This window comes from Methylopila musalis (genome assembly GCF_042679725.1).
Taxonomy (GTDB): Bacteria; Pseudomonadota; Alphaproteobacteria; order Rhizobiales; family Methylopilaceae; genus Methylopila; species Methylopila musalis.
Genome location: NZ_JBHTMX010000056.1, coordinates 1 through 16733 on the forward strand (window position 1 = coordinate 1; position 16733 = coordinate 16733).

Genomic DNA, 16733 nt, shown 5'->3' on the forward strand with positions numbered 1-16733 from the left:
CTGCTGCGGCGCGGCGGGCCGGGCGGGCGCCGCGGCCTGGGACGGGGCGGAGGGGGCTGCGGCTGCGCTCTTGGCGTCGCCCGGGGTGACCGTGCGGCGCTTCACCTTCTCAACCACAACGGCGTTCGTGCGCCCGTGGCTGAAGCTCTGGCGCACGACGCCCGACTCCGAGGGACGCTTCAAGGTGAGCGTCTTCGGAGATGCGGTGAGCGTCTTGTCGCCGGTATTCTTCGTGTCCGTCATGCCCTGTCCGTTCCTGCAGGCGGCTCGCCTGACCCATCACCCATCGTCTCCGCGGCCTTCGCGGAGACGGACCCTTCTGCCTTCACGCCTCGATAGCGCGCGAGCTGGTCGCATCGCGCGAGGAAGGCGGCGCTGACGGGGCCTGCGAGCAGCGCTGCATGTACCACATTCATCCGCCCCAACGCCAAGTCCAATTGGCCGGAACGAAACAACTTCATGACACGCACCGACGACAGCTTGTTCAGCCGCGTCAGCGCCTGCCGCAACTTGCGGGCGCCATCGGCGCTCCCGTCTTCGGCTTCGACCAGGGCGACGACGGGCTCCTTGACGAAAGCCGCCTCCACCTTGGCGAAACCGCAGATCACACGCCCCGCCTTCTGGGCGAAGCCGAGCATCGCGAGCGCCTGGCGCTCGAGAAGCCCGTCAACCACGGCGTCGATCGCGGGATCGACGCTTGCCTGATCCTTGAAGCCGCGGGCGAAGGCCTTGCGTTTCACCGCAAGGCGCACCGCCTCGGCCTCCGCCGTCACCCACACGCCCCGCCCGGGAAGCTCGCGCTTCAGGTCGGGAACCACGGCGCCGTCCGGCGCGCGGACGAAGCGGATGAGCTCGTCCACGGGCCGCGTCGCGCGCGTCGCGACGCAGGTGCGCTCGGGCGCGGCGCGGTCGTCCTCGCGGTCGCCCGCCATGGAACGCGCCGTCAGACCCGCGCCGGCTCCGCCTCGGCCGTCTCGTCGGCCGCCACGGCCTCCTCCTCGGGCGCGGCGAGGTCGGCCTCGTCGATCCAGCCCGCCTTGACGCGGGCCTGCATGACCATGGACTCGGCCTCGTCGCGGGAGACGTCGAAGCCGTCCAGCGCGCCGCTCTCGCGGCGGGGCTCGGGACCGCTGCGGTCGATCCAGCCGATCAGGTCGTCGGTGGCGCAGCCCGCCAGATCCTCGACCGTCTTGATGTCGTGCTCGCCGAAGGCGACCAGCATGGCGGTCGTCACCCCCGGCACCTCGCGCAGGGCGTCCTCGACGCCGAGCTCGACGCGCCGGGCGTCATGCTCGGCCTCAATGCGGGCCAGATAGTCGAGCGCGCGGTTCTGGATCTCCTGCGCGGTGTCGTCGTCGAAGCCCTCGATCGAGGCCAGCTCGGAGATGTCCACATAGGCGATCTCCTCGACGGAGACGAAGCCTTCGGCCGCCAGCAGCTGGCCGAGCGTCTCGTCCACGTCGAGCGCGGCCATGAACTCCTGCGAGCGGGTCTGGAACTCCTTCTGACGGCGCTCGCTCTCCTCGGCCTCGGTCATGATGTCGATGTCCCAGCCGGTGAGCTGGGAGGCGAGGCGCACGTTCTGGCCGCGGCGGCCGATGGCCAGCGACAGCTGGTCGTCCGGCACCACCACTTCGATCTTGTTGGTGTCCTCGTCGAGAACGACCTTCACCACCTCGGCCGGCTGCAGCGCGTTGACGATGAAGGTGGCGTTGTCGGTGGACCAGGGAATGATGTCGATCTTCTCGCCCTGCAGCTCCTGCACCACGGCCTGCACGCGCGAGCCGCGCATGCCGACGCAGGCGCCCACGGGGTCGATGGAGCCGTCGCGGGAGATCACGGCGATCTTGGCGCGGGAGCCCGGATCGCGGGCCACGGCCTTCACCTCGATGACGCCGTCGTAGATTTCCGGCACTTCCTGGGCGAACAGCTTCGCCATGAACTGCGGATGGGTGCGCGACAGGAAGATCTGCGGGCCGCGCGGCTCGCGGCGCACGTCGTAAACATAGGCGCGCACGCGGTCGCCGGGGCGGAACTGCTCGCGCGGCAGCAGCTCGTCGCGGCGCACGATGGCCTCGCCGCGGCCGAGGTCCACGATGACGTTGCCGTATTCGACGCGCTTCACCAGGCCGTTGACGATGTCGCCGATGCGGTCCTTGTACTCCTGGTACTGGCGGTCGCGCTCGGCGTCGCGCACCTTCTGCACGATCACCTGCTTGGCGGACTGGGCGGCGATGCGGCCGAAGTCGAACGGCGGCAGGGTGTCGGCGATGTAGTCGCCGGCCTGGGCCGCCGGGTTGCGCTTGCGGGCGTCGTCGAGGGAGATCTCGATGTTGTCGTTGTCCACGGCGTCGACGACGAGCATCAGCCGCGACAGGCGGATCTCGCCGGTCTTGGGATGGATCTCGGCGCGGATCTCGGTCTCCAGCCCATAGCGGGACCGGGCGGCCTTCTGGATCGCGTCCTCCATCGCCTCGAGCACGATGCCCTTGTCGATGACCTTCTCGCGGGCGACGGCCTCAGCGATCTGGAGAAGCTCGAGCCGGTTGGCGCTCGCCATTGGGGTTTACCTCCGTGCCTTGGGGGCGGCCTTTCCGGCTCCCCCTTTTGCGCCGCTCCAGCGGCGGGGCGGCCGCGCGCCCTCGGGCGCGGCGGCGGTCTCGTCATCGGCGGCGGAGGCGGGCTCCGCGCCGTCGTCCGTCAGGTCGGCGCCATCCTCGGCGTCGTCGGGCGCGCGGCCGGCGGCCTTGGCCCGGCGCAGCGCCTCGCGGATCAGCTCGTCGGTGAGGATCAGCCGGGCTTCCGCCACGTCGGCGATGGGCAGCCGCACGGTGGCGGGCTCGTCCTTGGCCGGATCGTCGCGGCGCAGCCGCGCCAGATCGCCGTCCACGCCCTCCAGCACGCCCTTGAAGCGGCGGCGTCCGTCCACCGGAACCTCCATCTCCACCTTGGCGAGATGGCCGGCCCAGCGCGCGAAATCGGACACGCGCACCAGCGGCCGATCGATGCCGGGGGAGGAGACCTCCAGATTGTAGGCCCGGTCGATCGGGTCCTCCACGTCGAGCACCGGCGAGATCGCCTTGGACGCGACCTCGCAGTCGTCGACCGTGAAGGTGCCGTCGGACCGCTCCACCATGATCTGCAGGGTGTAGCCGTCGCGCCCCGACGACTTCACCCGCACCAGACGGTAGCCGAGGTCGATCAGCGCCGGCCCGACGATCGCCGCCACGCGCGCGTCGACGCCGCTCTCGGTCACGAGGCGGGGTTCGTCGAGGGGGCTGTCGATCTCGGTGGCGATGCCGTCGGTCATGAAATCCTTGGAGCGTCTAAGCGGGTTTGGAGCGGGCCCCGCCGGGACCCACCCTCGAAAAGCCTCGATCAAGGCCAGTCGATGATGTCAGTGATGAGCCGGGATATACGCCCTTTGCGCTCCGATCGCAAGGGCGCCGACGCGCGGACCCCATGGACAGGCGCGCGCGGCCGTGCCTTCGTGGCCCCCAAAGACGGCGAACGACGCTTCGGGAGAAACGCACCATGTCCTCGCTCTATTCGGACCGCCACGTCGCGCTGCAGGAGGCCTTCGGCTCACGCCCGCTGGCCGACTTCCTCGACAAGCATCATGTGCGCGACGACCTGAGCGAGGCCGATCAGGCCTTCGTGGCCTCGCGCGACTTCTTCTTCCTCTCGACCGTCGATCCGGACGGCATGCCCTCCGTCTCCTACAAGGGCGGGCCGAAGGGCCTGGTGCGCGTGCTCGACGCCCGGACGATCGCGTTTCCGGGCTTCGACGGCAATGGCATGTTTCTGTCCTTCGGCAATCTCGACGGGCAGGGCAAGGTCGGGCTGCTGTTCATCGATTTCGAGACCCCGCACCGCCTCCGGGCGCAAGGGGTCGCGACGCTCTCGACCGACGACCCGCTGCTCGGCGAATGGCCGGGCGCCCAGTGCGTGGTGCGGGTGGCGCTGGACAAGGCCTGGGTGAACTGCCCGCGCTACGTCCACCGCCACGAGCGGGTGGAGACCTCGCGCTACGTGCCGGCCGCGGACGGCTCCGCGCCGCTCGCGGAATGGAAGCGGCTCGATTTCCTGCAGGAGGCGCTGCCGGACGACGAGCAGCGCGCCGCCGAGCAGAAGGGCCTGATCGACCTGCCGGCCTACGAGGCCAAGGTCGCGACCGGAACGGCCTGAGCCGCGCCCCGCGCGGGGCTTTGACCGCGCGGGGCGGATCGGGCTACGGCTCGCGCCGACCGCAACAGGAGCCTGCCCATGCCCGACGTCCGTTCGATCTGCGCCATCGGCCTCAGCGGCCAGATGGGCCTCAACGGCGTGCTGCCCTGGGAGGGCGATCCGCGGCAGTCGTTCGTGGACGACGTGGCGCGCTTCTTCGACATCACCCGCGGCCATGTGCTGGTCGCGGGCCGCAAGACCATCGAGGCGATCCCGGACTTCGCCCGCGGCGACCGCACGCTGTTCATCACCGACCGCGGCATGGACCCGCGCGACGTGCTGGCCCGGTTCCCGGACCGGGTGGTCTATGTGGGCGGCGGGCCGGTGGCCTGGGGCGCCTACGCGCCGTACATCCGGCACTGGGACATCAACCGGCTGCCCTATGACGGCCCGGCCGACCGCTGGTTCGACCCCGCCTGGCTCCTCGCTGGCGGCGCCTCCACGCATGAGCGCGGCTGAGCGCTGACTCAGCGACCTCATGTCCGTCTCCGTGTTCCGGGAAGGCGAACGAAACGGGGGTAATGGCGAGATGTACAAAGGTTTATGGGTGGACGTCTCTGCGTCCATCCTCACTCTGTTCGCGGCGAAGCGCATATCGTCCGTTTATCCTGAGCTGACGCCGCTTGTTCTTTTTGCAATGATTTCTGCATATTCATTCTACAATTTCAAAAATATCGTTCAGGGCTCAAAATGGAGAAAAGTATTGCTACCCGTCTTGCTCGCCATATGTGGCCTCGGCGCGTACACCGGAAGCGTGGACAGGGCGGCGACATGCGCGACGATTTTCGCGGTGACATCATTCGGAGTGCTGCAGTTTACAAGCCCACGGTCGTTGGCGCTGATAGCCGTCGCGGCCGTTTTATCGGTCGCGCTGCAGGTGACGACCAAATTTGTTTGGGCCGCAAGTGACGTAAGAATCTATTTTATCGTCATGAGCGTTGCGACAGTTTCGATTTTTGCAGCGAATACGCCAAATACATTCTACTATCTGGCAGGAAAACGAACGACGGACCAATTTAATTCGTGAAGGCGGGCCTTGGGCGGCTGCCGATGCCGTCGATCGCCCCATCTTTGCAATCGCTCAGATCTTCCGCAGCCGCACCTCCTCGATGCGGTGGCTCTTGCCCTTGCGCAGGATCAGGTCGGCGCGGGCGCGGGTGGGGCGGATGTTCTCGCGCAGGTTCGGCAGGTTGATGTCGGACCACAGCTTCTCCGCCGTCTCCAGCGCCTCCTGTTTGGAGACCTGGGCGAAGATGCGGAAATAGGACTGGGGATCGCGGAAGGCGGTCTCCCGCAGCCGCATGAAGCGCTCCACGTACCAGCGGTGCAGCAGCGGCTCGTCGGCGTCGAGATAGATGCCGAAGTCGATGAAGTCCGACACGAAGGGCTGCACCCGGCCGTTCTTGGGCCGGTCGCCGGTCTGGAGCACGTTCAACCCCTCCAGGATGACGATGTCCGGCTGGTCGATGGTGACGTTCTCGCCCTTCACCACGTCGTAGACGAGGTGGCTGTAGACCGGGGCGCGCACGCCGCGGCGGCCGGCCTTGATGTCGGAGATGAAGCGCAGCAGCGCCTGCACGTCGTAGCTCTCCGGAAACCCTTTGCGCGACATCAGCCCCTCGCGGGCGAGCGCGGCGTTGGGCAGCAGGAAACCGTCGGTGGTGACGAGGTCCACCTTCGGCGTCGCGGGCCAGCGGGCGAGCAGCGCGCGCAGCACGCGGGCGGTGGTGGATTTTCCGACCGCGACCGAGCCCGCCACCGCGATGACGTAGGGCACGCGGGTCTCGCTGTGGCCGAGGAAGCGCTGGGTGGCGCGGAACAGCTGCTGGCGGGCGGTGACGTAGAAGGCGAGCAGGCGCGAGATCGGCAGATAGATCTGCTCCACCTCGGTCATGTCGATGGGGTCGTTGAGCGAGCCCAGCCGCTCCAGATCGGCCGGGTCCAGCGTCAGCGGCGTGTCGGCGCGGAGCCTCGCCCAGCTTTCACGCGAGAACGTGGTGTAGGGCGAAAGGGGCGGCGTCCGCGGTTGATCGTCCATCAGCGTGTCCGCGACGCTTTTTCCTGCAGGCCGGACTGGGCGGTCCGGCGTTCGAGCTCCGCCATCACGTCGGAGAGCGGCACCTCCCTCACGCGCAGCGCCACCAGCAGGTGGTAGAGCACATCCGCGGCCTCCGCGACGAGTTCGACCTTGGCGCCGGACGCGGTGGCGAGCGCCGCCTCCACGCCCTCCTCGCCGAGCTTCTTCGCCACCCGCGCCGGTCCCGCTTCGATCAGCGAGCGGGTGTAGGACGTCTCGGCCGTGGCGGCCGCGCGCGCGGCGACGATGGCCGCGAGGTCGTCGAGGGAGAAACCGCTCATGCGGGCCATGCTCCGTCGGAGTGTTGTGGGGGAACGCCGCTCAGGCGGCCGGATCGAGCCGCACGGGCAGGCCGGCCTCGGCCATGGCGGCCTTGGCTTCGCCGATGGTGAACTCGCCGAAATGGAAGATCGAGGCGGCGAGCACCGCGCTCGCGCCGCCCTTCAGCACGCCGTCCACCATGTGGGCCGGGGTTCCGACCCCGCCGGAGGCGACCACCGGCACCGGCACCGCGTCGGAGACCGCGCGGGTCAACGCCAGATCGTAGCCGTCCTTGGCGCCGTCCCGATCCATGGAGGTGAGCAGGATCTCGCCGGCGCCGAGCCGCGCCACCTCGGCCGCATAGGCCACGGCGTCGAGCCCGGTCGGGCGGCGGCCGCCATGGGTGAACACCTCCCAGCGGTCGGCCTCGCCCGGCTGCGACACGAGCTTGGCGTCCACCGCCACCACGATCGCCTGCGCCCCGAACTTGTCCGCGGCGCGGGCCACCACCGAACGGTCGTTCACCGCCGCCGACATGATGGAGACCTTGTCCGCGCCCGCCAGCATCAGCGCGCGCACGTCCTCCACCGACCGCACGCCGCCGCCCACCGTCACCGGCATGAAGCAGTTCTCGGCGGTGCGGGCCACCACGTCGAGCAGGATCGCCCGCTCCTCGTGGCTCGCGGTGATGTCGAGGAAACACAGCTCGTCGGCGCCGGCGGCGTCATAGGCGATCGCGGCCTCGACGGGATCGCCCGCGTCGCGCAGGTCGACGAACTGGACGCCCTTGACGACGCGGCCGTCCTTGACGTCGAGGCAGGGGATGACGCGGATCTTCAGCATGGGGCGCCGTTGGCTCGCGGGAACGTCTGGGGAGCGGCTCGGGCTCCGGTGTCCGTCCTATAGGCGGATCGGCGCGGTCATGACAGCCCCGTCACGGAAAAGATCACTCCGTCGCGAGCAGCGCGTCGAGCGGCGCCTCGACGGACACGACGACGCCCTCCGGCGGAAAGGCCACCACGGCCCGGCCGTTGAGCTGGCCGGACAGCGTCCTCTCGATCAGCGTCGAGCCGAAGCCCCGCCGGGTCGGCGGCGTCACGGGCGGGCCTCCGGTCTCGCGCCACTCCATGTGGAAGACGTCGTCCTCGCAACGCCAGGACAGCCGGACGCGGCCCTCGGCGCGGGTCAGGGCGCCGTATTTCGCGGCGTTGGAGCCGAGCTCGTGGATGGCGAGCGTCATGGCGGTCGCCGCCCGGTCGCGCAGGCGCACCGGCGGCCCGTCGACGATGATGCGGGTCTCCAGATCGTGGGGCTTCAGCACGCTGCGCGCCAGCGCGTCGAGCTGGGCCTCGGAGGCGGCGGACAGCAGCATGTCCTGCGCCCGCGCCAGCGCCACCAGCCGCTCGTCGATGCGGGCGCGGTAGGGCGCCAGCGCCTCGCCGCCGGCGCGCAGCGTCTGGGCGGTCACGGACTGGGTCAGCGCCAGCATGTTCTTGAGGCGGTGGTGCAGCTCGGCGGCGAGCAGCTTGTAGCGCTCCTCGCTCTCCTTCAGCGCGGTGACGTCGCGGGAGACCGAGAGGATGGATTCCGGCCGACCGTCCGCGCCGAAGATCGGCGTCACCTGCACGTCCCAGTGGCGGGGATTGCCGCGGGCGGTGTTCGCCATCTCCTGAAAGCGGTAGCTGCGCCCCTCCCGCGCCGCGGCGACGGCCGCCGTGGCGTGAACGCCGCCGTGGCCGGTCCAAAAGTCCGGCCAGTGGCAGCCGCGCAGGCGGTCGAAGTCGTCGACCTCCATCACCCGCTGTCCGCCTTCGCTCATGAAGACCAGGGCGCCGGTGAGGTCGAGGATCTTGATGCAGTCCTCGGAGGCCGCGAGCACGCTTCGGATGAAGCGGGCGTCGCGGTCCGGGTCCGCCGTGTCGGGCTCGATGGTCATTCAGGGGCTCAACACGCGCCGACGTCAGGGGCCGGCGCGCGACGTACGGCCGCGTCGCACGCCGAGGATGGGGCGACGCTAGCGGGTTACGCCGCCGCGCGCGAGGCCCTGACCAGCGCGAGGGCCTCGCGCGCGTCGAGGCGGCCGTCGTAGAGCGCGCGGCCGGTGATGGCGCCGGCGATGGCCGCGTTCTCGGGGAGCAGCAGCGCGCGCACGTCCTCGAGGCCTGCGAGCCCGCCCGAAGCGATCACCGGGATCGAGACCTGCGCCGCGAGTTCGCGGGTGGACTCGAGGTTCAGCCCCTTCAGCAGCCCGTCGCGTGAAATGTCGGTGTAGATGAGGGCGGCGACGCCGGCGTCCTCGAAGCGGCGGGCGAGATCGAGCACGGTCATGTCGGAGACCTCCGCCCAGCCCTCCACCGCCACGCGGCCGCCGCGGGCGTCCACGCCCACCGCCACCTGGCCCGGATGGGCCTTGGCCGCGGCCTTCACGAAGTCCGGGTCGCGCACTGCGGCGGTGCCGAGGATGACGCGGGCGACGCCGCGCCCCAGCCACGACTCCACGCCCGCCATGTCGCGGATGCCGCCGCCGAGCTGCACCGGCGCGTCGGCCTGATCGAGGATGCCGTCGACCGCCTCGGCGTTGACGCTGGCGCCGGCGAAGGCGCCGTCGAGGTCCACCACGTGGATCCACTCGAAGCCGGCCTTGGCGAAGGCGCGGGCCTGCGCGCCGGGATCGTCGCCGTAGACGGTGGCGCGGTCCATGTCGCCTTCCTTGAGGCGCACGACCGAGCCGCCCTTCAGGTCGATGGCGGGATAGAGGATCATGGACGCCACCTGAGGAAGCTCGCGAGAAGGGACAGCCCGAGCGTCTGGCTCTTCTCGGGATGGAACTGCACGCCCGCCACGTTGCCGCGCGCCACCAGCGCGGTCACGTCGCCGCCGTAGTCGGCGGAGAGCACCACGTCGTCGGCGTCGTCGGGCTTCAGATGGAAGGCGTGGAGAAAGTAAGCGTGCAGGCCGTCGGGGCCCACGGCCAGATCGTCGGTCAGCGGATGGGCGCGGCGGCGGGTCAGGGTGTTCCAGCCCATGTGCGGCACCTTCAGCCGCGCGTCGCCCGGCTCGATGTGAACCACGCGGCCGGGGATCCAGTCGAGGCCCGCGGTCGGCTCGTGCTCCTCGCCGGTGGTGGCGAGAAGCTGCATGCCGATGCAGATGCCGAGGAACGGCCGCCCGCGGCGCAGCACCGCCTCGTTCAGCGCCTCGCCGAGGCCGGAGGCGCTGTCGAGCGCCCGGCGGCAGTCGGGAAAGGCGCCGTCGCCGGGCAGCACCACCCGGTCGGCGCGCGCCACCCGGTCGGCGTCGGCGGTGACGATCACGTCCGCGCCGCCGGCCCGGATCAGCGCCTTCTCCACCGAGCGCAGGTTGCCCGCGCCGTAGTCGACGATCGCGATGGTCACCGCGCAGCCTCAGGGAAGAAGCCAAGCACGGCGGGCGCCGTCGAGGGACGGGCGACGGCCGGCGCGCGGGGCGCAGGCGGCGTCTCGGCCTCCGCGGCCCAGTCGCTGAAGAAGCGGATCTCCGCCTCCTCGCGGGAGCGGGTGAGCACGGAGCCGGCGTAGCGGTAACCGCGCCGCTCCAGCGAGCGGGCGCGCAGCCACGCCGCCTCGAAGCCGACGGCGAGGTTCGGCAGCAGCGCGAACAGGATGGCGCGGCCGCCGTCCATCCGGAGCGCGCCCGCGGCCGCCATCAGCGCGATCTCGACCGCGACGTAGAGCGCCAGCGCCAGCCAGCAGCGGCGCCAGATGAGCCAGATGACCGGCATGAGGAAGGCGATCTTGTGGAAGCCTTCCCGGAAGGTGACGAAGCCTTCCGCGCGCTCGATCGAGCGTTCGTCGCCGGCGGGCTGGTAGATGAGCCAGGTGTTCAAGATGAAGCGGACCTCGGGGGCAGCCAGATCACACGTAAAACGTGATTTTTCAACCCAGTGTTGAATTTGCAGGCGCGCTGCGCATTTGGAAAGCAACCTCTACGGTCAGTCGCCGATGCGGCCCTTGGTGGAGGGCAGGCGGTCGCCGGCGCGGGGATCGAGCGCCAGCGCCAGCTTGAGCGCGCGCGCCAGACCCTTGAAGCAGCTTTCGGCGATGTGATGGGCGTTGGCGCCGTAGAGCGTCTCCACATGCAGCGTCACCGCGGCGTGGGTGGCGAAGGCCTGGAAGAACTCGCGCACCAGCTCGGTGTCGAACTCACCCACCTTCTGCGCCGGGAACGCCGTGCGCCAGACGAGGAACGGCCGGCCGGACACGTCGATCGCCACGCGCGTCAGCGTCTCGTCCATGGGCATGTGCACGTCGGCGTAGCGGGTCAGGCCCTTCATGTCGCCGAGGGCCTTGCGCACCGCCTGGCCGAGCGCGATCCCGACGTCCTCCACCGTGTGGTGGAAGTCCACATGCACGTCGCCATTGGCCGTCACGTCCAGATCGATCATGGCGTGGCGGGAGAGCAGCTCCAGCATGTGGTCGAAGAAGCCGACGCCGGTGGAGATCCGGCTTTCGCCCGCGCCGTCGAGGTCGAGGGCGAGCGAAATGTCGGTCTCCGCGGTCGTCCGGGTCACCTCGGCGCGGCGCATCAGAACTCTCCGGTCGCGAAGCCTGTCGCGGGGCTGTCATGGGGAAACGAGCGGGTCGATAGCACGGGCGCGGGACGAAGGCCAACGGCCCTTAACGAATTCGGCGCGATCGGGGCGGAGCGATGCGTGACGCGCATGTCGACGGCGTTCGCGCGCGCTCTACTTGGGAACGGGCAAGACGTTCTCCCGCGGCCTCCAGAACAAGGACCGGCCAACATGGCCAAGAAGCCGTCTTCCGAAGCCAAGACCCGCCGCAAGGCGGCGCTCGCCACCCCGACCGACATCGGCTCCAACGCCGCCCGCGACATCGAGGGCGCGCTCAACGCCGTGCTGGCGGACACGTTCGCGCTCTTCCTCAAGACCAAGAACTTCCACTGGCACGTGAGCGGGCCGCACTTCCGCGACTATCACCTGCTGTTCGACGACCAGTCGGCGGAGATCCTCGCCTCCACCGATGACATCGGCGAGCGGGTGCGCAAGATCGGCGGCACGACGCTGCGCTCCATCGGGCACATCGCCCGGCTGCAGCGCATCGCCGACAACGACGCCGATTTCGTCACGCCCCAGGACATGCTGGCGGAGCTGCGCGAGGACAATCAGACCTTGGTCCAGAAGCTGCGCGAGACGCATGCCCTCGCCGACGAGAACGACGACGTCGGCACCACCAGCCTGCTGGAGAACCTGATCGATCAGGCCGAAAAGCGCGCCTGGTTCCTGTTCGAGGCGAGCCGCGGGATTTGACGCCTCTCCCCACGGTCCCGGCCATGCGTCGGGCCGGGGGCCGGGCGCGCCTCTTTTCGGGGGGCGCGCGGATCATTACCTGTGCTGCGGAATCCCTTCCGGAGCGCTCATGTCCGACATCATCCTCCACGGCACCACGATCGTGCTCGTCCGCAAGGGCGGCAAGGTCGTCATCGGCGGCGACGGCCAGGTCACGCTCGGCCAGACCGTGCTCAAGCACACCGCCCGCAAGGTCCGGCGCATCGCCAAGGGCGAGGTGATCGCGGGCTTCGCGGGCGCCACCGCCGACGCCTTCACCCTGTTCGAGCGGCTGGAGCAGAAGCTGGAGCAGTATCCGGGTCAGCTCCTGCGCGCCGCCGTGGAGCTCGCCAAGGACTGGCGCACGGACCGCTACCTTCGCCGGCTCGAGGCCATGATGCTGGTGGCCGACAAGAACGTCGCTCTCGTCATCACCGGCACCGGCGACGTGCTGGAGCCCGAGGACGGCGTCGCCGCCATCGGCTCGGGCGGCAACTACGCGCTCTCCGCCGCGCGCGCGCTCGCGGACACCGAGGCCGACGCCGAGGCGATCGTGCGCAAGGCCATGAAGATCGCCGCCGAGATCTGCGTCTACACCAACGACAAGCTGACGGTGGAAAGCCTTGACACCGTCGACTGACCGCATCGAAACCGCGGTCGCGGCGGGCGTGATCGACGCCGCCTCCGCGGCGCGGCTGCGCGCGTTTCTGGAGGCTGGCGAGCTCCGCGCCGAAGGCCCCACCCGCGCGGATCGTGAAGAGGTGCGCTTTTCCCGCGGTTTCCACGACGTGTTCATGACCGTCGGCTTGGCGGCGCTTCTGTGTGGCCTGCGCCTCGCTCTTCTGGCGTTGCTCCCCCTTCAGGCGGTTCATTACGCTTTCCTGGCCGGCGCAGGATTCATTTGGATTCTGGCGGAGGTCTTCACCCGCCGCCAGCGGCTGGTGCTGCCCAGCATCGCGCTCGCCATCGCTTTCGTGGCCTACGCCGTTCAGGCGGCCTCGGCGCTGCCATGGCTGACGCATGGAACCGCTCTTGAACGTTTCGCGCTGCCGGGCGTCGCTCTTACGGCGCTCGGCGCGGCGGTTCTGTTCCGTTTGCGGTTCAAGCTGCCGTTCTCGGCGCTGCTGGTGGCGGCCGGGCTGATCGTCGTGCTGCTCGCCGCGCTCGAAGCCTTCCGTCCCGGCCTTGCGCAAAGCGTCGTCGTTCCGCTCGCGCTTGGCTGCGGCGTCGCCTGCTTCATCGCCGCCATGGGCTTCGACTTAATGGATCCGGAACGGCGGACGCTGTCCGCTGACAACGCCTTCTGGCTGCATCTGCTGGCGGCGCCACTGATCGTGCACGCGCTGGTCTCCTTCGCCGCCGCCGATGTCGGAGATGCGAGCGTTGGGCAGGCGGCGGCGGTGCTGGGCGTCGTGGCGGCGCTGGCGCTGGTGGCTCTGCTGGTGGACCGGCGCGCGCTGCTGATGTCCGGACTGCTCTACTTCGGCGCCGCCATCGGCGCGCTGATCGCCCAGACCGAACTCGACAACACCACCCGCTTTGCGGTCTCGCTGATCCTTCTGGGCGGCTTCGTGGTGGCGCTCGGCGCGGGATGGCGACCGCTGCGCCGGGCTGTGATGACGCTCGCGCCCCCGCGGCTGCGGGCGGCGCTGCCGCCAGCGCTCTGACCTTCGCTGAAACACGAGACGGTCCCGCCGTGCTGATGGCGCGGGACCGGGCTTAAGGACCGACATTCCAGATGACCGACCTCTCCCCCCGCGAAATCGTCTCCGAACTCGATCGCCACATCGTCGGCCAGCGGGACGCCAAGCGCGCCGTCGCCATCGCGCTCCGGAACCGCTGGCGCCGGCTTCAGCTCGACGGCCACCTCCGGGAGGAGGTCCTGCCGAAGAACATCCTGATGATCGGGCCGACCGGCGTCGGCAAGACCGAGATCTCCCGGCGGCTCGCGAAGCTCGCCAACGCGCCGTTCCTGAAGGTGGAGGCCACCAAGTTCACGGAGGTCGGCTATGTGGGCCGGGACGTGGAGCAGATCGTGCGCGACCTCCTGGAGGCCGCCATCGCGCTCACCCGCGAAGCCAAGCGCAAGGACGTTCAGGCCAAGGCCCACATGGCGGCGGAGGAGCGGGTGCTGACCGCGCTGGTCGGCGCGACCGCCAGCCCCGCCACCCGCGAGAGCTTCCGCAAGAAGCTGCGCGACGGCGACATGGACGACAAGGAGATCGAGATCGAGGTGGCCGCCTCCGGCCCGCCGGTGATGGAGATCCCCGGCATGCCGGGACAGGTGGGGATGATCTCGCTCGGCGACATGTTCAAGGGGCTCGGCGGCCAGAAGAAGACCCGCCGCGTCACCGTGAAGGACAGCTACGCCACCCTCATCAACGAGGAGAGCGACAAGCTGCTCGACCAGGAGAGCCTCGTGGCCGAGGCCATCCGCACGGTGGAGAACGCCGGCATCGTGTTCCTGGACGAGATCGACAAGATCTGCGCCCGCGAGGGCCGGGCGGGCGACGTCTCCCGCGAGGGCGTGCAGCGCGACCTGCTGCCGCTGATCGAGGGCACCACCGTCGCCACCAAGCACGGGCCGGTGAAGACCGACCACATCCTGTTCATCGCCTCCGGCGCGTTCCACGTGGCGAAGCCCTCGGACCTGCTGCCGGAGCTGCAGGGCCGCCTGCCCATCCGGGTGGAGCTGTCCGCGCTGACGCGGGAGGACTTCGTGCGCATCCTGGACGACACCGAGGCCAGCCTCGTGAAGCAGTATGTGGCGCTGCTGGCGACCGAGAACGTGACGCTGGACTTCACGCCCGACGGCATCGACGCGCTGGCGGACATCGCGGTCGAGGTGAACTCAACGGTCGAGAACATCGGCGCGCGGCGGCTGCAGACGGTGATGGAGCGGGTGCTCGACGAGATCAGCTTCACCGCCGCCGACCGCGGCGGCGAGACGGTGACGGTCGACGGCGCCTATGTGCGGCGCTACGTGGGCGATCTGGCCAAGAACGCCGACCTCAGCCGCTTCATCCTGTAAGCGGGACGCTCCCCGTCGACCGCGACGCGCCCTTCTTCCTTGTCCCGGCCTTGAGCCGGGACCCAGACACGCTGGCGTGAGAGGATGAGGCTCCCCGTCCGACGCGCCTTTTCCGGAAACACCAGAGGGTCTGGGTCCCGGCTCAAGGCCGGGACAAGGACTGGCGGCTTTCTGGAAGGGCGGCCGCCCTCGCCTGAACCCGCCGTCCACACGCCGCGCCCTCGCTCAGTCGAAGGCGAAGCGGCGGGCGGAGCGTGGGGGGAGGGTCATGCGCCATCGGCCGGGGCCGTCGGGGGTCGGCGTGGCTTCGGGAAGCGGGGCGGTGTCCGGGCGGCCGGCGTGGAAGCCGATGGCGGCGCGGGCGCGGCGGGCGCGGTCGGAGGCGAAGCGCAGCGTGATCTCGGCCGCCACTTCGGCGCCGTTGATGGCGACCAGCCGCGCCGGCCCCGCGTCCCCGGTTCCGGCGGCGTAGGCCACCACCCGCGGCGTCGCGCCTTCGAGCGCGTAGGCGCGGTCGCCGAACCCGCCCTCCCCGGCGTCGTCCTTCGAGCGGTACAGGCGATAGGCCTCGCCCAGCGACCCGCCGAGCGCGCCCCAGTGGCAGGCGACGAACACGTCCGACGCGCCGAAGCGGCCGAGCGCGTCGGCGAGCGCCAGCCCCGACGCGGTCAGCCGCCCGCCGCCATAGTTGAACTCGGTGACGGCGAGGCGCGTGCCTGGGAACCAGCGCGCCACGATCCGGTGGAGGCTCGGCAGCAGCGGCAACGTCACCGCGTCGTCGTCCTCGTCGTTCACCTGCAGCGTGTCCGTGACCCAGCTCCGCTCCCGGAAGCCGCGCTCGGTCAGCGACCGGGGCGCGTCGAGCAGGGCGGGCGCGAGCGCCGTGTCCTCGGCGCCGAGCAGCTCGCCGGCGACCGAGTATGGGTACCAGTGCACGTCGAGCACATCGAGCAGGCGGACGCCGGCCTCCTCGGACGCGCGGCGGAAGGCGTCGAGATAGGCGGCGAGGAAGCTGCCGAAGCGGCGGTGTGCGCGCCAGTCCGGCGCGTTCTGGAAGGTGGCGAACTCGGTCGCGCCCCAGCTTGCGGGGCCGAACACCAGCGCGTCCGGGTCGATCGCCTTCACCGTCTTCGCCGCCGTGATCGAGCGCGCGATCAGATCGGCGATGGAGGGTTTGGCGCGGACCACGCGCGGATGGGTTTCGGGCCACAGGCCCGGCTCGTTGTCGAGGGCGTAGGCGAAGATGCCGCCGGCGTCGCGGGCGCCGCCATAAGTCTCCACCAGCCGCGCGAGCAGCTGCGGCGCGTCGCAGACGGCCGGGTCGATGGCCGCGCCGGCGGGCGTCCGCCCCTCCCAGCGCACAGGCTTGAAGCGCCGCGAGGGCGCGGCCTCGCTCTCGCGAACGTCGCCGTCGCCGTCCGCCGCCACGTAGCCCGCCAGCGGCAGCGTCACGAGGCTCCTCGCGCCCATGGCGAGCGAGGCCCGGTGCATGACGTCGATCACCGAAGCCGGGCGGGCCCGGTCCTCCGCGCCCATGCGCAGCGCGTCCGGCAGGAATGGCAGGTTGGCGTGGCGCCAGTCCTTGCCGGCGTTGGAGACATTGGTCGCCCAGTCGTAGGTGGACATGAGGTTGCCGCCGAGCCGGCGCGCCGTGACGCCCGCGGCGCGGTCGAGCTCCGCCGAGAGCGGGCCGCCCTCCATGGCGCCGATCTCGTTCGAACCGTAGACCAGCGGGCTGATGGGCCGCCACGGCAGGTCGTCGCGCACCACGAGGTCGGCGCGCTCGCCGGCGCAGGCGAGCGCGGGGGCGAGGC

Annotated in this window: 20 protein-coding genes; 7 read left to right on the forward strand and 13 right to left on the reverse strand. The window is 70.3% G+C overall.

The genetic code is table 11. The features are described from left to right. The 4 genes from ACFQ4O_RS08425 to rimP all read right to left on the reverse strand — a co-directional run. A partial coding sequence (locus tag ACFQ4O_RS08425) for a translation initiation factor IF-2 associated domain-containing protein (protein WP_378775254.1) occupies window positions 1-243 on the reverse strand: 243 nt, incomplete at its 3' end. Next, complete coding sequence (locus tag ACFQ4O_RS08430) at window positions 240-932, reverse strand: RNA-binding protein (RefSeq protein WP_378775255.1); 693 nt, start codon at window positions 930-932, stop codon at window positions 240-242. The genes ACFQ4O_RS08430 and ACFQ4O_RS08425, both read right to left, overlap by 4 nt. Before the next feature lie 11 nt (window positions 933-943). After that, entirely contained in the window at window positions 944-2560 is a 1617-nt protein-coding gene (nusA, locus tag ACFQ4O_RS08435; RefSeq protein WP_378775256.1) for a transcription termination factor NusA, read from the reverse strand. 6 nt (window positions 2561-2566) lie between these two features. Continuing rightward, entirely contained in the window at window positions 2567-3310 is a 744-nt protein-coding gene (rimP, locus tag ACFQ4O_RS08440; protein WP_378775257.1) for a ribosome maturation factor RimP, read from the reverse strand. Between the two features lie 224 nt (window positions 3311-3534). Between rimP and ACFQ4O_RS08445 the strand changes: the two genes are divergently transcribed. The 3 genes from ACFQ4O_RS08445 to ACFQ4O_RS08455 all read left to right on the forward strand — a co-directional run bounded on the left by ACFQ4O_RS08445 (window position 3535) and on the right by ACFQ4O_RS08455 (window position 5254). Further along, window positions 3535-4188: a pyridoxamine 5'-phosphate oxidase family protein gene (locus ACFQ4O_RS08445; protein WP_378775258.1), complete on the forward strand. Its 654-nt coding sequence runs from the start codon at window positions 3535-3537 to the stop codon at window positions 4186-4188. A gap of 78 nt (window positions 4189-4266) precedes the next feature. Continuing rightward, a complete protein-coding gene (locus ACFQ4O_RS08450; protein WP_378775259.1) occupies window positions 4267-4686 on the forward strand; it encodes a diacylglycerol kinase in 420 nt (139 codons plus the stop codon). Window positions 4687-4705: 19 nt separating this feature from the next. Next, window positions 4706-5254: a hypothetical protein gene (locus tag ACFQ4O_RS08455; protein WP_378775260.1), complete on the forward strand. Its 549-nt coding sequence runs from the start codon at window positions 4706-4708 to the stop codon at window positions 5252-5254. A gap of 54 nt (window positions 5255-5308) precedes the next feature. Here the strand turns inward: ACFQ4O_RS08455 and coaA are convergent, their stop codons facing one another. From coaA to hisB, 8 genes are all read right to left on the reverse strand, one after another. Further along, entirely contained in the window at window positions 5309-6265 is a 957-nt protein-coding gene (coaA, locus tag ACFQ4O_RS08460) for a type I pantothenate kinase (RefSeq protein WP_378775261.1), read from the reverse strand. Then, window positions 6265-6585, reverse strand: a complete 321-nt coding sequence (locus ACFQ4O_RS08465) for a phosphoribosyl-ATP diphosphatase (protein WP_378775262.1) — start codon at window positions 6583-6585, stop codon at window positions 6265-6267. The genes coaA and ACFQ4O_RS08465 overlap by 1 nt, the downstream gene beginning before the upstream one ends. Before the next feature lie 40 nt (window positions 6586-6625). Next, window positions 6626-7408, reverse strand: a complete 783-nt coding sequence (gene hisF, locus ACFQ4O_RS08470) for an imidazole glycerol phosphate synthase subunit HisF (RefSeq protein ID WP_378775263.1) — start codon at window positions 7406-7408, stop codon at window positions 6626-6628. Window positions 7409-7511: 103 nt separating this feature from the next. After that, window positions 7512-8501: an HWE histidine kinase domain-containing protein gene (locus ACFQ4O_RS08475; protein ID WP_378775264.1), complete on the reverse strand. Its 990-nt coding sequence runs from the start codon at window positions 8499-8501 to the stop codon at window positions 7512-7514. A gap of 86 nt (window positions 8502-8587) precedes the next feature. Beyond that, entirely contained in the window at window positions 8588-9328 is a 741-nt protein-coding gene (gene hisA / locus ACFQ4O_RS08480; RefSeq protein WP_378775265.1) for a 1-(5-phosphoribosyl)-5-[(5-phosphoribosylamino)methylideneamino]imidazole-4-carboxamide isomerase, read from the reverse strand. Further along, window positions 9325-9960, reverse strand: a complete 636-nt coding sequence (gene hisH, locus ACFQ4O_RS08485; RefSeq protein WP_378775266.1) for an imidazole glycerol phosphate synthase subunit HisH — start codon at window positions 9958-9960, stop codon at window positions 9325-9327. Before hisH ends, hisA begins: the two co-directional genes overlap by 4 nt. Beyond that, entirely contained in the window at window positions 9957-10430 is a 474-nt protein-coding gene (locus ACFQ4O_RS08490) for a DUF2628 domain-containing protein (protein WP_378775267.1), read from the reverse strand. The genes hisH and ACFQ4O_RS08490 overlap by 4 nt, the downstream gene beginning before the upstream one ends. A gap of 105 nt (window positions 10431-10535) precedes the next feature. Further along, a complete protein-coding gene (gene hisB, locus ACFQ4O_RS08495; RefSeq protein ID WP_378775268.1) occupies window positions 10536-11129 on the reverse strand; it encodes an imidazoleglycerol-phosphate dehydratase HisB in 594 nt (197 codons plus the stop codon). A gap of 216 nt (window positions 11130-11345) precedes the next feature. Between hisB and ACFQ4O_RS08500 the strand changes: the two genes are divergently transcribed. The 4 genes from ACFQ4O_RS08500 (at window position 11346) to hslU (ending at window position 14919) form a co-directional block, all read left to right on the forward strand. After that, the gene (locus ACFQ4O_RS08500) at window positions 11346-11870 is read left to right on the forward strand and encodes a Dps family protein (RefSeq protein ID WP_378775269.1); all 525 of its coding nucleotides are present in this window, start codon (window positions 11346-11348) and stop codon (window positions 11868-11870) included. A gap of 109 nt (window positions 11871-11979) precedes the next feature. After that, a complete protein-coding gene (hslV, locus tag ACFQ4O_RS08505) occupies window positions 11980-12528 on the forward strand; it encodes an ATP-dependent protease subunit HslV (RefSeq protein ID WP_378775270.1) in 549 nt (182 codons plus the stop codon). Then, window positions 12512-13555 (forward strand): hypothetical protein, encoded by a 1044-nt coding sequence (locus tag ACFQ4O_RS08510; protein WP_378775271.1) that lies wholly within the window; start codon window positions 12512-12514, stop codon window positions 13553-13555. Before hslV ends, ACFQ4O_RS08510 begins: the two co-directional genes overlap by 17 nt. A 71-nt stretch (window positions 13556-13626) precedes the next feature. After that, the gene (gene hslU, locus ACFQ4O_RS08515) at window positions 13627-14919 is read left to right on the forward strand and encodes an ATP-dependent protease ATPase subunit HslU (RefSeq protein ID WP_378775272.1); all 1293 of its coding nucleotides are present in this window, start codon (window positions 13627-13629) and stop codon (window positions 14917-14919) included. Window positions 14920-15144: 225 nt separating this feature from the next. Here hslU and ACFQ4O_RS08520 read toward each other — a convergent pair. Then, on the reverse strand, window positions 15145-16733 hold a 1589-nt coding region (locus ACFQ4O_RS08520; RefSeq protein WP_378775273.1), incomplete at its 5' end, for a glycoside hydrolase family 44 protein.

Excerpts from the sequence above, each read along its gene's own strand:
- ACFQ4O_RS08430 (WP_378775255.1), bottom strand. The coding sequence starts at position 932 with ATGGCGGGCGACCGCGAGGACGACCGCGCCGCGCCCGAGCGCACCTGC.
- nusA (WP_378775256.1), bottom strand. The coding sequence starts at position 2,560 with ATGGCGAGCGCCAACCGGCTCGAGCTTCTCCAGATCGCTGAGGCCGTC.
- rimP (WP_378775257.1), bottom strand. The coding sequence starts at position 3,310 with ATGACCGACGGCATCGCCACCGAGATCGACAGCCCCCTCGACGAACCC.
- ACFQ4O_RS08445 (WP_378775258.1), top strand. The coding sequence starts at position 3,535 with ATGTCCTCGCTCTATTCGGACCGCCACGTCGCGCTGCAGGAGGCCTTC.
- ACFQ4O_RS08450 (WP_378775259.1), top strand. The coding sequence starts at position 4,267 with ATGCCCGACGTCCGTTCGATCTGCGCCATCGGCCTCAGCGGCCAGATG.
- ACFQ4O_RS08455 (WP_378775260.1), top strand. The coding sequence starts at position 4,706 with ATGTCCGTCTCCGTGTTCCGGGAAGGCGAACGAAACGGGGGTAATGGC.
- coaA (WP_378775261.1), bottom strand. The coding sequence starts at position 6,265 with ATGGACGATCAACCGCGGACGCCGCCCCTTTCGCCCTACACCACGTTC.
- ACFQ4O_RS08465 (WP_378775262.1), bottom strand. The coding sequence starts at position 6,585 with ATGAGCGGTTTCTCCCTCGACGACCTCGCGGCCATCGTCGCCGCGCGC.
- hisF (WP_378775263.1), bottom strand. The coding sequence starts at position 7,408 with ATGCTGAAGATCCGCGTCATCCCCTGCCTCGACGTCAAGGACGGCCGC.
- ACFQ4O_RS08475 (WP_378775264.1), bottom strand. The coding sequence starts at position 8,501 with ATGACCATCGAGCCCGACACGGCGGACCCGGACCGCGACGCCCGCTTC.
- hisA (WP_378775265.1), bottom strand. The coding sequence starts at position 9,328 with ATGATCCTCTATCCCGCCATCGACCTGAAGGGCGGCTCGGTCGTGCGC.
- hisB (WP_378775268.1), bottom strand. The coding sequence starts at position 11,129 with ATGCGCCGCGCCGAGGTGACCCGGACGACCGCGGAGACCGACATTTCG.
- ACFQ4O_RS08500 (WP_378775269.1), top strand. The coding sequence starts at position 11,346 with ATGGCCAAGAAGCCGTCTTCCGAAGCCAAGACCCGCCGCAAGGCGGCG.
- hslV (WP_378775270.1), top strand. The coding sequence starts at position 11,980 with ATGTCCGACATCATCCTCCACGGCACCACGATCGTGCTCGTCCGCAAG.
- hslU (WP_378775272.1), top strand. The coding sequence starts at position 13,627 with ATGACCGACCTCTCCCCCCGCGAAATCGTCTCCGAACTCGATCGCCAC.